Source organism: Streptomyces sp. NPDC007896 (assembly GCF_042959425.1).
Classification (GTDB): Bacteria; Actinomycetota; Actinomycetes; order Streptomycetales; family Streptomycetaceae; genus Streptomyces.
The window spans coordinates 205364-225049 of sequence record NZ_JBIBKX010000001.1 but is presented as its reverse complement, the minus strand read 5'-3'; the positions used below and the strand labels follow the sequence as shown (position 1 = coordinate 225049).

Here is a 19686-nt window from a genome sequence, read left to right as displayed (position 1 = left end):
CGAACGACAAGAGAACCCAGCACAGACCGAACAACCGGCCGAGCAACCGGCCGGACCGCAGACCGGACAGACGGCCGCACCACAGGCCGCCGACGAGACCCAGGGGGGTACGACGATGGAGACGCCCGCGGTGCCCGAAGCCGCCATCCCCGAGCTGGTGATCATCTCCGGGATGTCCGGGGCGGGCCGGTCGACGGCCGCCAAGTGTCTGGAGGACCTCGGCTGGTTCGTCGTCGACAACCTGCCGCCCGCGCTGATCCCCACGATGGTGGAGCTCGGCGCCCGCTCGCAGGGCAACGTGGCGAGGATCGCGGTCGTCGTCGACGTACGAGGCCGCCGCTTCTTCGACAACCTCCGCGAGTCCCTCGCCGACCTGGAGGCGAAGAACGTCACCCGGCGGATCGTCTTCCTGGAGTCCTCCGACGAGGCCCTGGTGCGCCGCTTCGAGTCCGTGCGCCGTCCCCACCCCCTCCAGGGCGACGGCCGCATCGTCGACGGCATCGACGCCGAGCGCGAGCTGCTGCGTGAGCTGCGCGGCGACGCCGACCTGGTCATCGACACCTCCAGCCTGAACGTGCACGAGCTGCGCGCCAAGATGGACGCCCAGTTCGCCGGCGAGGAGGAGCCCGAGCTGCGGGCCACCGTCATGTCCTTCGGCTTCAAGTACGGCCTTCCGGTCGACGCCGACCTGGTCGTGGACATGCGCTTCCTGCCCAACCCGCACTGGGTCCCGGAGCTGCGCCCCTTCACCGGCCTGAACGAGGAGGTGTCGGCGTACGTCTTCAACCAGCCCGGCGCCAAGGAGTTCCTCGACCGCTACACCGAGCTGCTCCAGCTCATCGCCGCCGGCTACCGCCGCGAGGGCAAGCGCTATGTGACCATCGCGGTCGGCTGCACCGGCGGCAAGCACCGCTCGGTCGCCACCTCCGAGAAGCTCGCCGCTCGCCTCGCCTCGCAGGGCGTGGAGACCGTGGTCGTCCACCGGGACATGGGGCGCGAGTGACTGGACGTGCCGCACTGCGGCTGAGCAGGCTGCGCCGGGTCGCCTCCGAGGGACGCGGCGACAGGCCCGAGGCGCGCGGCGGGAAGCCGCGCCGCCGCGGCGCCCAGCCCAAGGTCGTCGCCCTCGGCGGCGGCATGGGGCTGTCCGCCTCGCTCGCCGCGCTGCGCCGGATCACCGGCGACCTCACCGCCGTCGTCACCGTGGCCGACGACGGCGGTTCCAGCGGGCGCCTGCGCGACGAGCTGGGCGTGCTGCCGCCCGGCGACCTGCGCAAGGCCTTGGCCGCGCTGTGCGGCGACGACGACTGGGGTCAGACCTGGGCCCGCGTCATCCAGCACCGCTTCCAGTCCCAGGGCGATCTGCACGAGCACGCGGTCGGCAATCTGCTGATCGTCGCCCTGTGGGAACAACTCGGCGACCATGTCCAGGCCCTGGACCTGGTCGGCAGGCTCCTCGGCGCGCACGGCCGGGTGCTGCCCATGTCCGCCGTACCCCTGGAGCTCCAGGCCCTGGTCAAGGGGCACGACCCGGAGCGGCCCGAGGACGTGGACACGGTACGGGGACAGGCGACCGTGGCCCTGACCCCCGGCGAGGTGCAGTCCGTGCACGTCGTCCCCGCCGACCCGCCGGCCGTCCCCGAGGCCGTGGCGGCGGTCCTCGACGCGGACTGGGTGGTCCTCGGCCCCGGCTCCTGGTTCTCCTCGGTGATTCCGCACCTTCTCGTGCCCGAGCTCCTCGATGCGCTCACCGAGACGAAGGCGCGCCGGGTACTCTCCCTGAACCTCGCCCCGCAGCCCGGAGAAACCGAGGGCTTCTCCCCGCAGCGTCATTTGGAGGTTTTGGGACGACACGCCCCTAAACTCGCCCTGGACGTGGTGCTGGCCGACGAGGCCGCCGTGCCCGATCGCGACTCACTCACCGACGCCGCCAAGCGGTTCGGCGCCGCGGTCGAGCTGGCGCCGGTGGCCCGGACCGACGGATCTCCGCGGCACGACCCGGAGCTGTTGGCCGCCGCGTACGACCGTATTTTTCGGATGCATGGAAGGATCGGCCCATGGCGATGACGGCAGCGGTGAAGGATGAAATTTCCCGGCTCCCCGTCACCCGGACCTGCTGCAGAAAGGCGGAGGTCTCCGCCATTCTGCGGTTCGCCGGCGGCCTCCACCTGGTGAGCGGCCGGATTGTGATCGAGGCGGAGCTGGACACCGCGATGGCGGCGCGCCGGCTGAAGCGGGACATTCTGGAGATCTTCGGCCACAGCTCCGAACTGATCGTGATGGCGCCCGGCGGTCTGCGCCGCGGCTCCCGGTATGTCGTACGGGTCGTCGCGGGCGGCGACCAGCTGGCCCGTCAGACGGGGCTCGTGGACGGTCGTGGCCGCCCGATCCGGGGCCTCCCGCCGCAGGTGGTCTCGGGGGCCACCTGCGACGCCGAGGCGGCCTGGCGCGGGGCCTTCCTGGCGCACGGCTCGCTCACCGAGCCGGGCCGCTCCTCCTCCCTGGAGGTGACCTGCCCGGGTCCGGAGGCTGCGCTCGCGCTCGTCGGCGCCGCCCGTCGGCTCTCGATCGCCGCGAAGGCCCGCGAGGTGCGCGGCGTGGACCGCGTGGTCGTCCGTGACGGAGACGCGATCGGCGCGCTGCTCACCCGCCTCGGAGCGCACGAGTCGGTGCTGGCCTGGGAGGAGCGGCGGATGCGCCGCGAGGTCCGCGCCACGGCCAACCGGCTCGCCAACTTCGACGACGCCAACCTGCGCCGCTCGGCCCGTGCCGCCGTCGCCGCCGGGGCCCGCGTGCAGCGCGCCCTGGAGATCCTCGCGGACGAGGTGCCCGAGCACCTCGCGGCCGCCGGACGGCTGCGCATGGAGCACAAGCAGGCCTCGCTGGAGGAGCTGGGCGCGCTCGCCGACCCGCCGCTGACCAAGGACGCCGTCGCCGGCCGTATCCGGCGGCTGCTCGCGATGGCCGACAAGCGGGCCCAGGATCTCGGCATCCCCGGGACGGAGTCGAACCTCACCGAGGAGATGGCGGACAACCTCGCCGGCTGACCGGTCCGATCGATCGTCAGAAGCCCAACACGCCGGTGCCGATGCCCACTTGGGACATCGGCGCCGGCGTTTGCGTTCCTGTGAGGCACCCTTGACTTGACCATGAAGTGTCATGAGCCTGGCATCTGTTCGCTGCTGTGGCGGACTCACGCAAGGGGGGCTCATGAGACGAAGAGCGAGAGCGATCCTCGCTACGGGCGCGCTCCTGCTGGGCGGTGCGGGCATGGCGCCCATCGCCCAGGCGCAGAACGGCGGTTCACCCAAGCCCGACGCGAACGCCGTGAAGGTGTTCCACGCGGAGATCACGAAGCAGCAGATACCCCTGCTGCTCGCGGCCGGGCAGGACGGCCACGAACTCGGCGACACGACGTGGAAGAACGGCAAGAGCGCGGTCGAGGTCTACGTCACCGACCAGCAGGCCAAGAAGCTGGAGAAGCAGGGCGTCCACCTCACCGAGCACACCCTGACGGCCAAGGCCGAGGCGCGGGTGGAGAAAGCGGCCCAGGGCGTGTTCCGCCCGTACAGCGGCAAGGGCAATCTCCAGGAGGAGATCGTCAAGACCGGCGCCGCCCACCCCGACCTCACCAAGGTCGTCTCCATCGGCAAGACGGTCAACGGCCAGGACATCCTCGCGCTCAAACTGACCAAGGGCGCGAAGAAGACCAAGGACGGCTCCAAGCCGTCCGTGCTGTACATGTCCAACCAGCACGCGCGCGAGTGGATCACGCCCGAGATGACACGGCGTCTGATGCACTACTACTTGGACAACTACTCCACGAACAAACGCATCAAGAAGATCGTCGACTCCACCGAGCTGTGGTTCGTCCTGTCGGCCAACCCCGACGGCTACGACTACACGTTCAAGGACGCCGACGCGCGCCAGTGGCGCAAGAACCTGCGGGACGTGAACGGCGACGGGGTCATCTCCACCGGTGACGGTGTCGACCTCAACCGCAACTTCGCCTACAAGTGGGGCTACGACGACGAGGGTTCGTCACCCAACCCCACCAGTGAGACCTACCGCGGCGCGAGCCCCGGCTCCGAGCCCGAGACCAAGGCGCTCGACGCCTTCGAGAAGCGGATCGGCTTCACGTACGGCATCAACTACCACTCCGCCGCCGAACTGCTCCTCTACGGAGTGGGCTGGCAGGTGGCGACGCCCACCCCGGACGACGTGCTCTACAAGGCGCTCGCAGGAACCCCCGAGAACTCCGCGATCCCGGGCTACCACCCCCAGGTCTCCTCGGAGCTCTACACGACCAACGGCGAGGCGGACGGCCACGCGGGCAACGTCAACGGCATGGCGATGTTCACCCCCGAGATGTCGACCTGCCAGACCGCCTCGGACATCGACCCGAACGACGCCTGGAACGCGGCCGACTGCGCCTCGGTCTTCACCTTCCCGGACGACGAGAAGCTGATCGAGCAGGAGTTCGAGAAGAACGTCCCGTTCGCGCTCTCCGTCGCCGAGACCGCGGCCCACCCGGACCAGCCCTCGTCCTCGGTGGGCCTCGACGCGCCCGACTTCACCCCGGCCCCCTTCACGACGTCGTACTCCCGCGGCGCCGACCAGGAGGTCTCCGTCGTCGTCCGCAAGTCCGTACGCGACAAGGAGCTCAAGTACCGCGTCAACGGCGGCCGTACGCTGGGCAGGGCCCTCAAGGCCTGGAAGGGCGGCGAGACCTACGGCGGCAAGGACAACCTCTACTTCGACGAGTACCGCGCCAAGGTGAAGGACGGCGACCCCGGCGACAAGGTCGAGGTGTGGTTCACCGGTGAGACCAGGAGCGGCAAGAAGACCTCCAGTACGCACTTCACGTACACCGTGGCCCAGCGGCCCGGTGCCGACACGCTGGTCGTCGCCGAGGAGGGCGCGACCGCCACGCAGTCCCAGGCCTACGTCGACGCCTTGAAGGCCAACGGCAAGAAGCCCCTCGTCTGGGACGTGGCGGCCCTGGGCGCCCCCGACGCGCTCGGCGTGCTCGACCACTTCAGGACGGTCGTCCACTACACCGGCGCCGCACGGCCGGGCAACGCCACCCAGCTCCAACTGCGCGCCTTCCTCAACGAGGGCGGCAAGCTGATCGAGGCGGGCGAGCAGGCTGGCGGCAACGTCGACCTCGGCGGCGGCACCCTTTCGAACGACTTCAGCCAGTACTACCTGGGTGCCTACTCCCGTACGTCCACTCCGGGGGCCAACGGATTCGCCGGCTCCGGAAAGCTCACCGGCTTCACGGGAGCGCTCGGCGACGCGCCCGGCAATCCGCTGAACACGGCGGGTACCTACGGCGTCACCTCGGACTCGCTGGCGCCCGCGCAGTACCCGCAGTTCGCGTCGAGCGCGGGAGCGGGCCAGTTCGCCGGGACCGTCAACCCGTACGGGCCCTACGCGGGCTCGTACATGGCCGCCGCCGTGCACACCGACGACGCCTACAAGCGCCTCACCCGGACCATCGACCTCACCGGTGTCAGCGCCGCCGACAAGCCGACGCTGCGCACCCAGCTCCTGTGGGACACCGAGCCCGGCTACGACCACGCGGTGCTCGAGGCCCACACCACCGGGGCCGACGACTGGACGACGCTCCCCGAGGCGGGCGGCGCCACCAGCACCGCGGTCCCCGCGGACTGCGAGGCCGGATTCCTGGTCAGGGAGCACCCCTTCCTCAAGCGGTACCTGACCGTGAGTTCCACCGGCTGCGCCAACACCGGTACCAGCGGGGCGTGGAACAGCTTCACCGGCGCCTCCAGCGGCTGGCAGCAGGTCAACTTCGACCTCAGCGCGTACGCCGGCAAGTCGGTCGAGGTGTCGCTGAGCTACATCACCGACCCGAACACCGGCGGTCACGGCGTCCTCGCGGACAACGCCTCCCTCGTCGTCGGCGGGGCGGCCACCGAGACCGAGGGCTTCGAGACCTCCCTCGGGCCCTGGAGCGCCTCCGGACCGCCTGCGGGCAGCCCCTCCGTCCTCAAGGACTGGGCGCGCTACGGAGAGCTGTTCAAGACGTACGGCGGCATCACCACGGACGACACCGTGCTGCTGGGCTTCGGCCTGGAGCACGTCACCGCGGCGGCCGACCGCGCGGCCCTCATCAAGAAGGCGCTCGGGGCGCTGAACAGCTAACCCTGTGTGACTATCTCGTCAACACCGAGGGTGTTCCGTACCCCTACTGGTGGGTACGGAACACCCTGCCGTGTATGGGGCATCTCGATGTCACCGCAGACGCCTCAGGGAGGTAGGGTCGTAGGCGGTCGGGGACATCCCATACAACTCGCCGGCACTGAGTCGGCGTACCTAACGAGGAGATCGGTTCGTGACGATCCGCGTAGGCATCAACGGCTTTGGCCGCATCGGTCGTAACTACTTCCGCGCGCTGCTGGAGCAGGGTGCTGACATCGAGATCGTGGCTGTCAACGACCTGGGTGACACCGCGACCACCGCTCACCTGCTGAAGTACGACACCATCCTGGGCCGCCTCAAGGCCGAGGTGTCGCACACCGCCGACACGATCACCGTCGACGGCCACACCATCAAGGTGCTCTCCGAGCGCAACCCCGCCGACATCCCGTGGGGCGAGCTGGGCGTCGACATCGTCATCGAGTCGACCGGCATCTTCACCAAGAAGGCCGACGCCGAGAAGCACATCGCCGGCGGCGCCAAGAAGGTCCTGATCTCGGCTCCGGCCAAGGACGAGGACATCACCATCGTGATGGGTGTCAACCAGGACAAGTACGACCCGGCGCAGCACAACATCATCTCCAACGCCTCCTGCACCACCAACTGTGTGGCGCCGATGGCCAAGGTGCTCGACGAGAACTTCGGCATCGTCAAGGGCCTGATGACGACGGTCCACGCGTACACGAACGACCAGCGCATCCTGGACTTCCCGCACTCGGACCTGCGCCGCGCCCGCGCCGCCGCCGAGAACATCATCCCGACCACGACCGGTGCCGCCAAGGCCACCGCCCTGGTCCTCCCGCAGCTCAAGGGCAAGCTGGACGGCATCGCCATGCGCGTCCCGGTCCCGACCGGTTCGGCCACCGACCTGGTCGTGCAGCTGCAGCGCGAGGTCACCAAGGACGAGGTCAACGCCGCGTTCAAGAAGGCCTCCGACGACGGCGACCTCAAGGGCTACCTGTCGTACACCGAGGACCCGATCGTCTCCTCGGACATCGTCGGCGACCCGTCCTCCTGCACCTTCGACTCCTCCCTGACGATGGTTCAGGAGGGCAACTCGGTGAAGATCCTCGGCTGGTACGACAACGAGTGGGGCTACTCCAACCGCCTCGTCGACCTCACGGTCTTCGTCGGCGGCCAGCTCTAAGTCCCGGAGCAGGCACCTCTGATGTGAGAGCAGGGCTCGGGCAGCGCACAGCCGCGTTGTCCGAGCCCTGCTCTGTGCACGGATCGATCAGCCCTCCCGGACCAATATCAGAGCCCTCCTAGGAGTCCCTTCATGAAGACGATCGACGAACTTCTCGCCGAAGGCGTGGACGGCAAGCGGGTCTTCGTCCGCGCCGACCTGAACGTGCCGCTGGCCGACGGCCTCATCACCGACGACGGCCGTATCCGCGCCGTCCTGCCCACCATCAAGGCCCTCGCCGAAGCGGGCGCCAAGGTGGTCGTCGCCTCGCACCTGGGCCGCCCCAAGGGCGCCCCGGACCCGGCGTTCTCCCTGCTGCAGCCCGCCGAGCGTCTCGGTGAACTGCTCGGCGCCCCCGTGGCGTTCGCCCAGGACACCGTCGGCCCCGCCGCCCACGACGCCGTGAACGGCCTCCAGCCCGGCCAGGTCGCCGTGATCGAGAACCTGCGCTTCAACCCGGGCGAGACGTCCAAGGACGACACCGAGCGCGGCGAGTTCGCCGACCAGCTCGCCGCCCTGGCCGATGTCTACGTAGGCGACGGTTTCGGTGCCGTACACCGCAAGCACGCCTCCGTGTACGACCTCCCGGCGCGCGTTCCGCACTACGCGGGCTACCTCATCGCCACCGAGGTCAACGTCCTCAAGAAGCTCACCGAGGACGTCAAGCGCCCCTACGTCGTCGCGCTCGGCGGCGCCAAGGTCTCCGACAAGCTCGCCGTCATCGACCAGCTGCTCGGCAAGGCCGACCGTCTGCTCATCGGCGGTGGCATGGCGTACACCTTCCTCAAGGCCAAGGGGTACGAGGTCGGCATCTCCCTCCTCCAGGAGGACCAGGTTCCGGCCGTCAAGGAGTACATGGACCGCGCGGAGAAGAACGGCGTCGAGCTGGTCCTCCCCGTCGACGTCCTGGTCGCTCCGGAGTTCCCGGACCTCAAGACCAAGGCCCCCGCCAACCCCACCACCGTCGCCGCGGACGCCATCCCGGCCGACCAGGAGGGCCTGGACATCGGTCCGGAGGCCCGCAAGCTGTACGCCTCGAAGCTCGCCGACGCGGCCACCGTCTTCTGGAACGGTCCGATGGGCGTCTTCGAGCACCCCGACTACGCCGAGGGCACCAAGGCGGTCGCCCAGGCCCTCGTCGAATCCCCGGCCTTCACGGTCGTCGGCGGTGGCGACTCCGCCGCGGCCGTCCGCATCCTGGGCTTCGACGAGAAGGCATTCGGTCACATCTCGACCGGTGGCGGCGCCTCCCTCGAATACCTCGAGGGCAAGACGCTCCCCGGCCTCGCCGCACTGGAGGACTGACCCCGCATGACGACCCGTATGCCGCTGATGGCGGGCAACTGGAAGATGAACCTCAACCACCTCGAGGCCATCGCGCACGTCCAGAAGCTCGCCTTCGCCCTGGCCGACAAGGACTACGAGGCCTGTGAGGTCGCCGTCCTGCCGCCCTTCACCGACCTGCGCTCCGTGCAGACCCTGGTCGACGGCGACAAGCTCAAGATCAAGTACGGCGCGCAGGACCTCTCGGCGCAGGACTCCGGTGCCTACACCGGCGAGATCTCGGGCCCGATGCTGTCCAAGCTGAAGTGCACGTACGTGGCGATCGGCCACTCCGAGCGCCGGCAGTACCACAACGAGACCGACGAGATCGTCAACGCCAAGGTCAAGGCCGCCTTCAAGCACGGTCTGACCCCGATCCTGTGCGTCGGCGAGGAGCTGGACGTCCGCGAGGCGGGCAACCACGTCGCGCACACGCTCTCCCAGGTCGACGGGGGTCTCAAGGACGTCCCGGCCGAGCAGGCCGAGTCGATCGTGATCGCGTACGAGCCGGTCTGGGCCATCGGCACCGGCAAGGTCTGCGGCTCCGACGACGCCCAGGAGGTCTGCGCGGCGATCCGCGCCCGGCTGGCCGAGCTGTACTCCCAGGAAGTGGCCGACCAGGTCCGCATCCAGTACGGCGGCTCCGTGAAGTCCGGCAATGTCGCGGAGATCATGGCGAAGCCCGACATCGACGGCGCCCTGGTCGGCGGTGCCTCCCTGGACGCCGACGAGTTCGTCAAGATCGTCCGCTTCCGCGACCAGTAAGTATGCGCTAGCGGCGATTCGTCGTACCCTTGCGGGGGTCGTGGCCTTCGGAGTGGGCTTGAGGTGCTCACCCAGTAGGCTTCGGCCCCCGTCGTCCATTCAGTTCCGAGGAAGTTGGTCCAGCCGTGGTTTTGGGGTTCTCGATCGCCCTGATCGTCTTCAGCCTGCTGCTGATGCTGCTGGTGCTGATGCACAAGGGGAAGGGCGGCGGTCTCTCCGACATGTTCGGTGGCGGCATGCAGTCGTCCGTCGGTGGCTCCTCGGTCGCCGAGCGCAACCTCGACCGCATCACCGTGGTGATCGGTCTGCTCTGGTTCGCGTCCATTGTCGTGCTCGGCATCCTGATGAAGGTCAACAACTGATCACCGACCGGCATCGGTACAGCAGCACAACTGCACATTACCCAAGCACAATCCGCACGTAAGGCCCCATGTCCGGTACGCGCCCCCAGGCGCGGCCTATCATGGGGCTTGCGTCTAGGGGCCGGGGTGTAACTCCAATCACTGGACGCGCGTTGGGCCTTACGTAGACTGAGGCGCTCGCAGCGAAGCGTCACGCCGACTCGCTTCGCGGCACCATTACGCAGGGAGTTACGACCGTGGCAAGTGGCAACGCGATCCGAGGAAGCCGGGTCGGGGCGGGGCCGATGGGCGAGGCCGAGCGCGGCGAGTCCGCGCCGCGGCTGCGCATCTCCTTCTGGTGCTCCAATGGGCACGAGACGGTGCCCAGCTTCGCCAGCGACGCGCAGGTTCCCGAGACCTGGGACTGCCCGCGCTGTGGCTTTCCCGCCGGACAGGACCAGGACAACCCGCCGGACCCGCCGCGCACCGAGCCGTACAAGACGCACCTCGCGTACGTACGGGAGCGGCGCAGCGACGCGGACGGCGAGGCGATCCTCGCCGAGGCGCTCGCCAAACTGCGGGGCGAAATCTAGCGGTTGATAACCGGCCGGGCACCGAGGTGCCTGGCCGGATGTGTTTCGTACGCCGGGTCGCGGACGGGCGCTCCGCCGGGGCGCACCGTCGTGCCGACCCGGTTGCGAAGCGCCCGCGGCGCTGCCCCGAGCCGATTGTCAGTGGTGCCCTCTACGGTTCTTGAAGTGGCGGAACCGGAGGGGGCGTTGTGACGACGGTCGAGGCGGCGGGGGTGCGGGCACCCGCGTGGCGCGGGGGCTTCGGGCGCCTGTGGAGCGCGGCGGTGGTGTCGCGTTTCGGGGACGCCCTGCGCACCGCCGCGCTGCCGCTGCTCGCCGTGCGGCTCACGGACGATCCGCTCGTCATCGCCTCCGTCACGGCCTGTGGCTACCTCCCCTGGCTCTTCTTCGGGCTGCTGGGCGGCGCGGTCGCGGACCGGGTGGACCAGCGGCGGGCGATGTGGGCCGTCGACACCGTGCGCGGCGGGCTGGTGGCCTGCTTCGCCCTCGCCGTCGGGCTCGGCCACGCCACGATCAGCCTGCTGATCATGCTCGCCTTCGCCCTCACCACCCTCCAGACGCTGTTCGACAACGCGTCCACGGCCCTGCTGCCCTCTCTGGTGGACAAAGAGGCCCTGGGCAGCGCCAATGCCCGCCTGATGACCGGCCAGCAGTTCGCCGGCGGTTTCCTGGCCGGCCCCTTCGTGCCGCTGCTGCTCACCCTCGGGGCCGCCGCGCCGTTCGCGGCCGACGCGCTCACCTATCTGCTGGCCGCGGCCCTCGTGGCCTCCCTGCGGATCCGGGCACCCGAGCGGGAGCCCCGGCCCGCCGGAAGCACCCTGCGGGCGGAGGTGGCCGAAGGAGTGCGCGCCCTGTGGCACGACAGGGTGCTGCGCGCGGTCTGCACGGCCACACTGCTGTGCAACATCGGCATGGGGGCCCTGATCGCCACGCTGGTCCTGCACGTGACCGGCTGGCTGCACGCGGGGAACGTGGGCTTCGCGGCCGCGATGACGGCCTACTCGGCCGGATCCCTGGCCGGGGGAGTGCCGGCCCAGTGGATCGCGCGCCGGATCGGACGGGTGCGGAGCCTGTTCCTGTGCGGATGCGTCCAGACGGCGGCCCTGGTACTCCTCGGCACCGTCCGCCACCTGGGTGCACTCCTCGTGGGCATGGCGCTGCTCGGACTGATGGGCATGGTGTGGAACGTCAACCAGGTCACGCTGATGCAGCAGCGCAGCCCGGCAGCCATGGTGGGCCGCGTCAGCTCCGCGTTCCGCACCGCCTCCACCTCCGGGGCCCCGCTCGGCGCCCTGCTCGGCGGCACCGTGGCGGGTGCCTACGGGCTGAACGGGCCCGCGCTGTTCGCGGCCGTCCTCTTCGGGCTCGCCGTCACCTCGCTGATACCCGGGCATCTGCCGGACGTATCTGTTGTTGAGCCGGACGACTGCGCTACGACAGCTCACGTCAAGCCCTGATCAATTAGGTTGGGACCGGCAGTGGGGCGAGGCAAGCAGCAGCACACGCAGGAAAGAAGGCGGAAGCCAGAGATGAACGCAGACAGCCGTGCCAGGCTCAACCAGACGCCCGAGTGGACCGCTCTGGCCAAGCACCGCGAGGAGCTCGCCAAGACCCATCTGCGGGACCTGTTCGCAACCGACCCCGGGCGCGGAACGGGCTACACCCTCCAGGTCGGCGATCTGCACGTCGACTACTCCAAGCACCTGGTCACCGACGAGACGCTGCGGCTGCTGCGCGAGCTGGCAGCGGCGACCGACGTCTTCGGGCTGCGGGACGCCATGTTCCGCGGCGAGAAGATCAACGTCACCGAGAACCGGGCCGTGCTCCACGTGGCGCTGCGCGCCCCGCGCGACGCGGTGATCGAGGTCGACGGGGAGAACGTCGTCCCTGGCGTGCACGCCGTGCTCGACAAGATGGCCGACTTCGCCGAGCGGGTCCGCTCCGGCGAGTGGACCGGCCACACCGGCAAGCGCATCAAGAACGTCGTGAACATCGGCATCGGCGGCTCCGACCTCGGCCCGGCGATGGCCTACGAGGTGCTGCGCTCCTTCACCGACCGCGACCTCACGGTCCGCTTCGTGTCGAACGTGGACGGCGCCGACCTGCACGAGGCCGTCCGTGACCTGGACCCGGCCGAGACGCTGTTCATCATCGCCTCGAAGACGTTCACCACCATCGAGACGATCACCAACGCGACCTCCGCGCGCGACTGGCTGCTGACCGAGCTGAAGGCCGGTCAGGAGGCCGTGGCCAAGCACTTCGTGGCGCTGTCGACCAATGCCGAGAAGGTCGCCGACTTCGGTATCGACACGGCCAACATGTTCGAGTTCTGGGACTGGGTCGGCGGACGGTACTCGTACGACTCCGCGATCGGTCTGTCCCTGATGATCGCGATCGGGCCGGACCGCTTCCGGGAGATGCTCGACGGGTTCCACCTCGTCGACGAGCACTTCCGCACCGCGCCCGCCGAGACCAATGTGCCACTGCTGATGGGCCTGTTGGGCATCTGGTACGGCAACTTCCACAACGCCCAGTCGCACGCCGTACTGCCGTACTCGCACTACCTTTCGAAGTTCACGGCGTATCTGCAGCAGCTGGACATGGAGTCCAACGGCAAGTCGGTAGAGCGCGACGGGCACGACGTGGAGTGGGAGACCGGCCCGGTCGTGTGGGGGACGCCCGGCACCAACGGGCAGCACGCCTACTACCAGCTCATCCACCAGGGCACGAAGTTGATCCCGGCGGACTTCATCGGCTTCGCCGAGCCGGTCGCCGATCTGCTGCCCGGTCTGGTCGCCCAGCACGACCTGCTGATGGCGAACTTCTTCGCGCAGACTCAGGCCCTCGCCTTCGGCAAGACACCGGACGAGGTGCGCGCCGAGGGCGTGGCCGAGGAACTGGTCCCGCACAAGACGTTCAAGGGCAACCACCCGACGACGACGATTCTCGCGAGGGAGTTGTCGCCGTCGGTGCTCGGCCAGTTGGTCGCCCTCTACGAGCACAAGGTGTTCGTCCAGGGCGCGGTCTGGAACATCGACTCCTTCGACCAGTGGGGTGTCGAGCTCGGCAAGGTCCTCGCCAAGCGGGTCGAACCCGCGCTGACCGAGGGTGCGCAAGTGCCGGGCCTGGACGAGTCGACGAAGGCGCTCGTCGCGAAGTACCGGGAGCTGCGCGGCCGGTAGGCGCGGACGCGCGTGGGTCACGGGAAGCGGGCGGCGGGAGTCCGCCCGCTTCCCGTAGACTCCCGGGCGATCATGCAGATGAAGGCTCGGGGGAGCGGAAGTTGACTGGTTCGCATGGGAGTTGGACGGGCGGCACGCTGACGGCGAGGTCGTTTCTGAAGCCGAAGCGGGTAGCGGAGGCGGTCTTCCATCCGGCGTGGATCCCGGAGGCGGTCGATCCGGGGGTGGAGCGGCTCAAGCGGGTACGGGTCATCGCCGGGGCGGTCGCGGCGGTCGGTGTCTACACCTTCGTGCAAGGCGGGTTCGCCTTCACGGAAATGCTGCAGAACATGCTGACGGCGTCCGCCGTGCTGCTGTTCATCACGCCGTTGACCGTCGGGGCGATGCTCTTGGTCTGGCGGCGCACCGGGACGGTCCGGCAGCTGCGGGTGCCGCTCGGCAACTCGTTCAAGCTGCTGCTGGCCTTCGTCGGGTCCATCGTCCTGACGGTGCTGATGTGGTGGCTTGCCGCCGGGGTCGGAGGGTTCGCCCTGGTGCTGGGGCTGGTGGCGATCTGGCTGACGGGGTTCGTCGGCTCGGGCGCGGTGAAGGTGTCCGGCAACTTCTTCGGTACGGCCGCGGTGCATCGCTGTCTGCCGCCGTTGCTCGCCACCGTGACGACGTGGCTGATGGCCATTCCGGACCTCGCCACGGGGGATCTGCACGGGCTGAGTCTCGGGATGGGGGTTGTCTTCATCCTGGGGGCGCCGGTGACGGTCACGGGGATCGCCGCGCTGGAGATGTACCGGTTGCGGAGTCGGCACGGGATACGGCTGGGGGCGCATCCGGCGTCGTTGCCGCCGCCGCGGCCCGCGTACACGCCGGGGGCCGGGTACGTGCCGCCGCCGCGGGGCAACCCGTACGGGCCGGGTCCGGCGTACACGTACAACCAGGGCAACCCCTATACGCCGGGGCCGCAGAACCCGTACTACCAAGGGCCACAGAACCCGTACAACCAAGGGCCGCAGAACCCGTACAACCCGCACGGGTTCTGACGGCGCTCGGGTCCCGGGCTCAGGCCACCGCGCTCAGGCCACCGCGCTCAGGGTGTCCGCGAGCCGTCGTCGGGCGGCGCGGCCCGCGGGGAACGCGGCGAGGGCGGCGGCACCCAGGACCGCGGCCAGACCGAACAGTGACAGCAGGAGGGGGGACGGCCCCCGGGCGATACCGGCGCCGATCCCGCTCGACTTCCCCTGGGCGTCGATCAGCCAGTGCGCCAGAGGCAGCCCCAGCGCCGTACCCGCGAGGACCGCTGCCAGCGCGGTGCAGGCGGTGCCCGTGACGGTGACCGCCGTGATCTGCCGCGGGGACAGCCCGATGGCCTTGAGCGCCAGCAGATCCCGCTCGCCCTCGCGCACGGTGCCGCCGATCGCGGTCAGCAGCTCGATGAGCCCGATGAGGGCCAGCACGGCGATCAGCCCGACGACGACGCCGCGCAGTGGCGAGAGGCCGTCGGCCGGGTTGGTCACGGCGTGCACGTCCAGGTGCCCGTGCCCGGCCGCGGTCAGCTCGGCGGCGACCTTGCCCGGGTCGGCGCCGGGGCGCAACTGGAGCTGGTAGAGGGTCGGGCGGAGCTCCGGGTCGTTCTCGCGCAGGGTGTCGAGCGAGGTGGAGATGACGCGGCCGCCGTTCTCCGGCTCGATGCTGCGGCCGACGATGTGCAGGATCTGCGGGCGCGCGCCGACGGTCATCCGCACCCAGTCCCCGACGCGCACGTCCAGCAGGTCGAGCAGCCCCTGACCGGCCACCGCCTCGTCGGGCCCGTGGGCCGGGCGGCCCTCGGCCAGCGTGAACGGGTACGGGTCCTGGTGCGTACCGAGCCCGCGCAGTGCGATCGTCGCCGTCTGGCCCGGAACCAGAGCGGCCACCTCGGCGCCCGGGTGTACGGCGGTGACCTGTGCGTTCCGGGCGAGCAGGGCGCGGGCTGCCGGATCGCCGAGGCTCTCGTCCGGGTGCGCCGTGAGCGCGGCCGCGAGGCCGATCCGCTCGGGTTCGCTGTGGAAGCGGTCGATGGTGGTCCAGGCGCTCAGCGCGACCACGATCAGCAGCAGTGGCAGGGCGAGCCGGGCGACCGTGGCCAGCGAGCGCGGCCGCCGCGGGAACGCCTGGTGCCAGCCCAGCACGAGCGCGGGGGGCAGCCGCAGCCCGAGCGCCCGGCGGGCCACGCCCGACAGGCGGCCGGCCGGCGGTGCCGCGGCCCGCAGCACCGGCACGGGGGGCACCCGGCCCGCCCGCCACGCCGCGATCCCGGTCGTCGCGCCGATGAAGAGCACCGCGGCCACCGGTACCGCCAACAGCGCCGCGGTGTGCCCGGGCAGTCCCTGCCAGACGCCCAAGGCGTCGCCGAGACGGCCGGGGATCCTGCTCCCCAGCGCCTGGGTGAGCGTGGCGGCGGCCAGGGCGCCCAGCGACGCGTACACCACGTGCTGGATCAGGAAGATGCGCACCACCTGGGCGGGCGTGAACCCGATCGCCTTCAGTACCGAGATGTCCCGCAGGTGGCCGCGGATACGGGTGCCGATCGCGCCGTACACGGCGAGCGCGGCGGCGAGGAGCGCGCCGAGGCCGAACAGGCCCAGCACCTGTCCCAGCAGCCGGTTGTCGCCCTGGGCCTCGGCGCGGGCCTGCTGCCAGTTCGACACCTGGGTGACCGCGCCGGAGCCGAGCGCCGTCACCGCGCGCTGCACGGCGTAGTCCGTGTCGCCGGGATCGGTCAGACGCAGACCGATGACCTGGCCCGTACGTCCGTCCGCGCCCCACACCGCGGAGGGCAGCGCCCAGACGACCCCCGACCGCTCACCGGGGCGGTAGCGGGACTCGGCGCTGTCGGCCACGCCCAGGACGGTCAGGGTGCGTGCGGTGCCGGGCACGGTGAGGGTGTCCCCGGGCTCGGCCCACAGCGCACGGGCGAGGCTGTCCTCCAGGACGACTCCGTCGGGCCGGGCGCGGTCGAGCCAGTGACCGGAGACGAGCAGCGGCCGACCGGTGGCGGGCGGCTCTACGGCGCCGCGCAGCTCGACAGAGGCACGGGTGCCGCGTGACTCGACGGTGGCGGACGCGGTGCGGTAAGGGCCCGCCACGGACTCGACGCCGTCCAGCCGCGCGAGCCGCCCGGCGTCGGCGGACGCGCCGGTGTGGATCCACACATGGGCGCCGTGCGACTGAGTGAAGACGCGCTGCCAGGGGTTCGTCGCGTATCCGAAGAGCGCCGCGGCGAGCAGCAGCGAGGCGACGATTCCCGCGGTGGCGAGCACGATGAACAGTGCCTCGCCCCGATGCGTGCGCAGATCGGCATGCGCCCAGCGCAGAGTGGCCCGCACGCCGCTCAGTCCCTCAGTTCCAGCACGCCGGATATCCCGGCGCCGCGTGACGGCGTGCCGTCGAGTTCCGCGTCGTCGGCGATGCGGCCGTCGAAGAAGCTGATCACGCGGTCCGCGGCGCTGGCGAGCCGGGCGTCGTGGGTGACGAGCACGATGGTCTGACCGCGCTGGTGGAAGCGGGACAGCAGCCGCATCACCTCGCGGGTGCCCTTGCTGTCCAGGCTGCCCGCGGGTTCGTCGGCCAGCAGCAGGGAGGGATGGTTGACCAGCGCCCGGGCCAGGGCGACGCGCTGCTGTTCGCCGCCGGACAGCTCACCCGGCATGCTGCGTCCCTTGCCCTCAAGGCCCAGCTCGGACAGCAGCCGCTCGCGCTCGGTGCGCGCCCGCTTGGGGGAGACGCCGGCGAGCAGGGCGGGCAGCTCCACGTTGTCGGCGACCGACAGATTGGAGACCAGGTTGAAGAACTGGAAGACGATGCCGATGCGCCGTCGCCGTTCCACCGCCCAGCGCGCCTCGCTGTACGCGTCCGTGCATTCGGCGTCCAGCCAGACGCTGCCGGAGTCGGGCCGCTGGAGGCCGCCGAGGAGGTGCAGCAGCGTCGACTTGCCGGCGCCGGACGGGCCGGTGACGGCCACGAACTCGCCCTGGCGCACGGCAAGATCCACTCCGCGTACGGCATACGCCGGGGCGCCCTCGCCGTAGTGGGTCTTGACCAGGCCCTCGGCGCGCAGCAAAGGACCGGTGTGGCTCATTCCAGACCCTCCAGTTCCTCCTGGCAGCGCTCCAGCCAGTCAAGATCGGCCTGCAGGTGCAGCATGGCGCCCTCGATCAGCAGCTGGGAGATGCGGTTGTCCCGGTCCTCGGCCGCGGCGAGCTTCGACAGGTTGCGCATGGTGTTCAGATACTGCCGCCGCTGCCGGTTGATCAGGGCGATCTGGTCGGCCAGGCCGGTCGTCGGGGCGAGCGCGAGTTTCATGAAGAACTCGTCCCGTACCCGAGGCTCGTCCGCCGTCTCCTGGTACCAGGCATGCAGCGCTTCGCGCCCGGTGTCGGTGAGGTGGTAGATCTTCTTGTTGGGCCGGCTCGACTGTTCGACTTCCTCGCCCTCGATCAGTCCCGTCTTCTCGAGGCGGCCGAGCGTGACGTAGATCTGGCCGACGTTGGGCTGAGGGTACGCGGAGCCCAGCAGTTGCTCAAGGTCCTGCTTGAGCTCGTACCCGTGGGCCGGGCCTCGCGCCAGCAGGGCCAGGAGGGGCAGCCGCACCCGTGCTCTCCTCCCCGCATCCGTGTCATGTGCCGCGCACCGATGTCAGGCCGTCGCCCGGTCGATGCGGCCGCAGGCCAATGTGTCGCAGGCCCTAGTATCGCCCATACCTAACAGGTATACATGGCCACTGACGCCGGGCGAAGGTGCCCGACGCCGGTGTACAGGGAGGAACCTATGCGGTGGATACGTGCCGCCGGTAGGGGCCTCCTGGTCGCGGCGGTGGTCCTGACCGGTTACGTCGCCTCCGACACCCCGGCCGACGGGGCGCACGGCGCCGGTCGCGGCCCGCTCACCCTGGCGACCGCGGGCGACCTCACCGGCTATCTGGGGCCACTGCTCGAAGGGTGGAACCGTACCCACCCCGGCGAGAAGGTGACCCTCGTCGAGCTCCCGGACTCCGCCGACGAGACGCACGCGCAGATGACGACCGACCTGCGCGGCGGTGGCAGAAGCCGCTTCGACGTCCTCAACATCGACGTCGCCTGGACCTCGGAGTTCGCCGCCGCGGGCTGGATCTCTCCGCTGGACCGCGGCCGCTTCCCGCTCCACAGCTTCCTGCCGCCGGTCGTGGACACGGCGACGTACGACGGAAGGCTGTACGCGGTCCCGTACGTCACCAACGCGGGACTCCTCCTGTACCGCAAGGACGTCCTCGCCAAGGAGGGCGTCGCGCCGCCGCGGACCTGGGCCGAGCTGGAGCGGCAGGCGAGGACCATCGCCCCGAAGTACGGACTCGACGGTTACGCCGGCCAGTTCCTGCCCTACGAGGGTCTCACCGTGAACGCGGCGGAGGCGGTCTACTCGGCGGGCGGCACGATCCTCGGCGACGAGGGCGAGCGCGTCACCGTGAACTCCGAGGCGGCCCGCGAGGGCATCGGGTTCCTCGCCGACGGCGTGCGCGACGGCTGGATTCCGAAGAAGGCGCTGACGTACAAGGAAGAGGAGTCGAAACAGGCCTTCCAGGACGGCCACCTCCTCTTTCTGCGCAACTGGCCCTACGCCTACGTCGGTGCTTCCGGCAAGGGATCGGCGGTCGCCGGGAAGGTCGGCGCGGTCCCCCTGCCCGGACCCGACGGACCGGGCACGAGCGTGCTGGGCGGCTCCAACCTGGCCGTCAACACGCATGCGCGGCACCCCGATTCGGCCGCGCGCCTGATCGCGTACCTCACGACCGAGCGGGCGCAGCGCCAGGTCCTCACCAAGGGTGCGCTGCCGCCCGTACGGGCGGCGCTGTACCAGGACCCGGAGCTGATCCGGGAGTTCCCCTATCTGCCCACGCTGCGCGCCAGCGTCCTCGCGGCCGCCCCACGCCCCAAAAGCCCGCGTTACGACCAGGTCAGCCTGGTCGTGCAGGCCGTGGTCCACGACGCGATGACGGGGCAAGAGACGCCTTCCGTGGCGGTACGGCGGCTGGCGCGCGAGCTGGCGGCCATTTCACCCCGGTAGCA

General features: G+C 70.2%; 16 protein-coding genes. 13 read left to right on the top strand and 3 right to left on the bottom strand.

The window, feature by feature from the left end; all coding sequences use genetic code 11:
* The first annotated feature begins 115 nt into the window (after positions 1-115).
* The 12 genes from rapZ (at position 116) to ACFZDJ_RS00965 (ending at position 14646) form a co-directional block, all read left to right on the top strand.
* The gene (gene rapZ / locus ACFZDJ_RS01020; protein ID WP_075026813.1) at positions 116-1003 is read left to right on the top strand and encodes an RNase adapter RapZ; all 888 of its coding nucleotides are present in this window, start codon (positions 116-118) and stop codon (positions 1001-1003) included.
* Positions 1000-2067, top strand: coding sequence for a uridine diphosphate-N-acetylglucosamine-binding protein YvcK (gene yvcK, locus ACFZDJ_RS01015; RefSeq protein WP_390928342.1), 1068 nt, complete (start codon positions 1000-1002; stop codon positions 2065-2067). The genes rapZ and yvcK overlap by 4 nt, the downstream gene beginning before the upstream one ends.
* Positions 2058-3047, top strand: coding sequence for a DNA-binding protein WhiA (gene whiA, locus ACFZDJ_RS01010; RefSeq protein WP_010987695.1), 990 nt, complete (start codon positions 2058-2060; stop codon positions 3045-3047). Before yvcK ends, whiA begins: the two co-directional genes overlap by 10 nt.
* Before the next feature lie 163 nt (positions 3048-3210).
* The gene (locus ACFZDJ_RS01005; RefSeq protein WP_391055199.1) at positions 3211-6168 is read left to right on the top strand and encodes a M14 family zinc carboxypeptidase; all 2958 of its coding nucleotides are present in this window, start codon (positions 3211-3213) and stop codon (positions 6166-6168) included.
* 190 nt (positions 6169-6358) lie between these two features.
* Positions 6359-7369, top strand: a complete 1011-nt coding sequence (gap, locus tag ACFZDJ_RS01000; protein ID WP_384906011.1) for a type I glyceraldehyde-3-phosphate dehydrogenase — start codon at positions 6359-6361, stop codon at positions 7367-7369.
* Positions 7370-7501: 132 nt separating this feature from the next.
* Positions 7502-8713, top strand: coding sequence for a phosphoglycerate kinase (locus ACFZDJ_RS00995; protein WP_391055196.1), 1212 nt, complete (start codon positions 7502-7504; stop codon positions 8711-8713).
* A 6-nt stretch (positions 8714-8719) separates the two neighbouring features.
* Complete coding sequence (tpiA, locus tag ACFZDJ_RS00990; RefSeq protein WP_168490465.1) at positions 8720-9496, top strand: triose-phosphate isomerase; 777 nt, start codon at positions 8720-8722, stop codon at positions 9494-9496.
* A gap of 125 nt (positions 9497-9621) precedes the next feature.
* Positions 9622-9858, top strand: coding sequence for a preprotein translocase subunit SecG (gene secG / locus ACFZDJ_RS00985; protein ID WP_006373292.1), 237 nt, complete (start codon positions 9622-9624; stop codon positions 9856-9858).
* A gap of 236 nt (positions 9859-10094) precedes the next feature.
* Positions 10095-10430 (top strand): RNA polymerase-binding protein RbpA, encoded by a 336-nt coding sequence (locus ACFZDJ_RS00980; protein WP_075026247.1) that lies wholly within the window; start codon positions 10095-10097, stop codon positions 10428-10430.
* 188 nt (positions 10431-10618) lie between these two features.
* Positions 10619-11887, top strand: a complete 1269-nt coding sequence (locus tag ACFZDJ_RS00975) for an MFS transporter (protein ID WP_391055193.1) — start codon at positions 10619-10621, stop codon at positions 11885-11887.
* 72 nt (positions 11888-11959) lie between these two features.
* The gene (gene pgi, locus ACFZDJ_RS00970) at positions 11960-13612 is read left to right on the top strand and encodes a glucose-6-phosphate isomerase (protein ID WP_168508066.1); all 1653 of its coding nucleotides are present in this window, start codon (positions 11960-11962) and stop codon (positions 13610-13612) included.
* Between the two features lie 101 nt (positions 13613-13713).
* Complete coding sequence (locus ACFZDJ_RS00965; RefSeq protein ID WP_391055190.1) at positions 13714-14646, top strand: hypothetical protein; 933 nt, start codon at positions 13714-13716, stop codon at positions 14644-14646.
* Positions 14647-14679: 33 nt separating this feature from the next.
* Here the strand turns inward: ACFZDJ_RS00965 and ACFZDJ_RS00960 are convergent, their stop codons facing one another.
* The 3 genes from ACFZDJ_RS00960 to ACFZDJ_RS00950 are packed head-to-tail and all read right to left on the bottom strand — an operon-like array spanning position 14680 to position 18235.
* The gene (locus ACFZDJ_RS00960) at positions 14680-16971 is read right to left on the bottom strand and encodes an FtsX-like permease family protein (RefSeq protein WP_391055188.1); all 2292 of its coding nucleotides are present in this window, start codon (positions 16969-16971) and stop codon (positions 14680-14682) included.
* Positions 16972-16976: 5 nt separating this feature from the next.
* Positions 16977-17723, bottom strand: coding sequence for an ABC transporter ATP-binding protein (locus tag ACFZDJ_RS00955; RefSeq protein WP_384906017.1), 747 nt, complete (start codon positions 17721-17723; stop codon positions 16977-16979).
* Positions 17720-18235 (bottom strand): PadR family transcriptional regulator, encoded by a 516-nt coding sequence (locus tag ACFZDJ_RS00950; protein ID WP_384906018.1) that lies wholly within the window; start codon positions 18233-18235, stop codon positions 17720-17722. The genes ACFZDJ_RS00955 and ACFZDJ_RS00950 overlap by 4 nt, the downstream gene beginning before the upstream one ends.
* A 177-nt stretch (positions 18236-18412) precedes the next feature.
* Here ACFZDJ_RS00950 and ACFZDJ_RS00945 point away from each other — a divergent pair, with 177 nt between their 5' ends.
* Positions 18413-19684 carry an extracellular solute-binding protein gene (locus ACFZDJ_RS00945; RefSeq protein WP_391055185.1) on the top strand — a complete coding sequence of 424 codons (1272 nt, stop codon included), beginning with the start codon at positions 18413-18415 and terminating at the stop codon, positions 19682-19684.
* Positions 19685-19686: the final 2 nt, after the last annotated feature.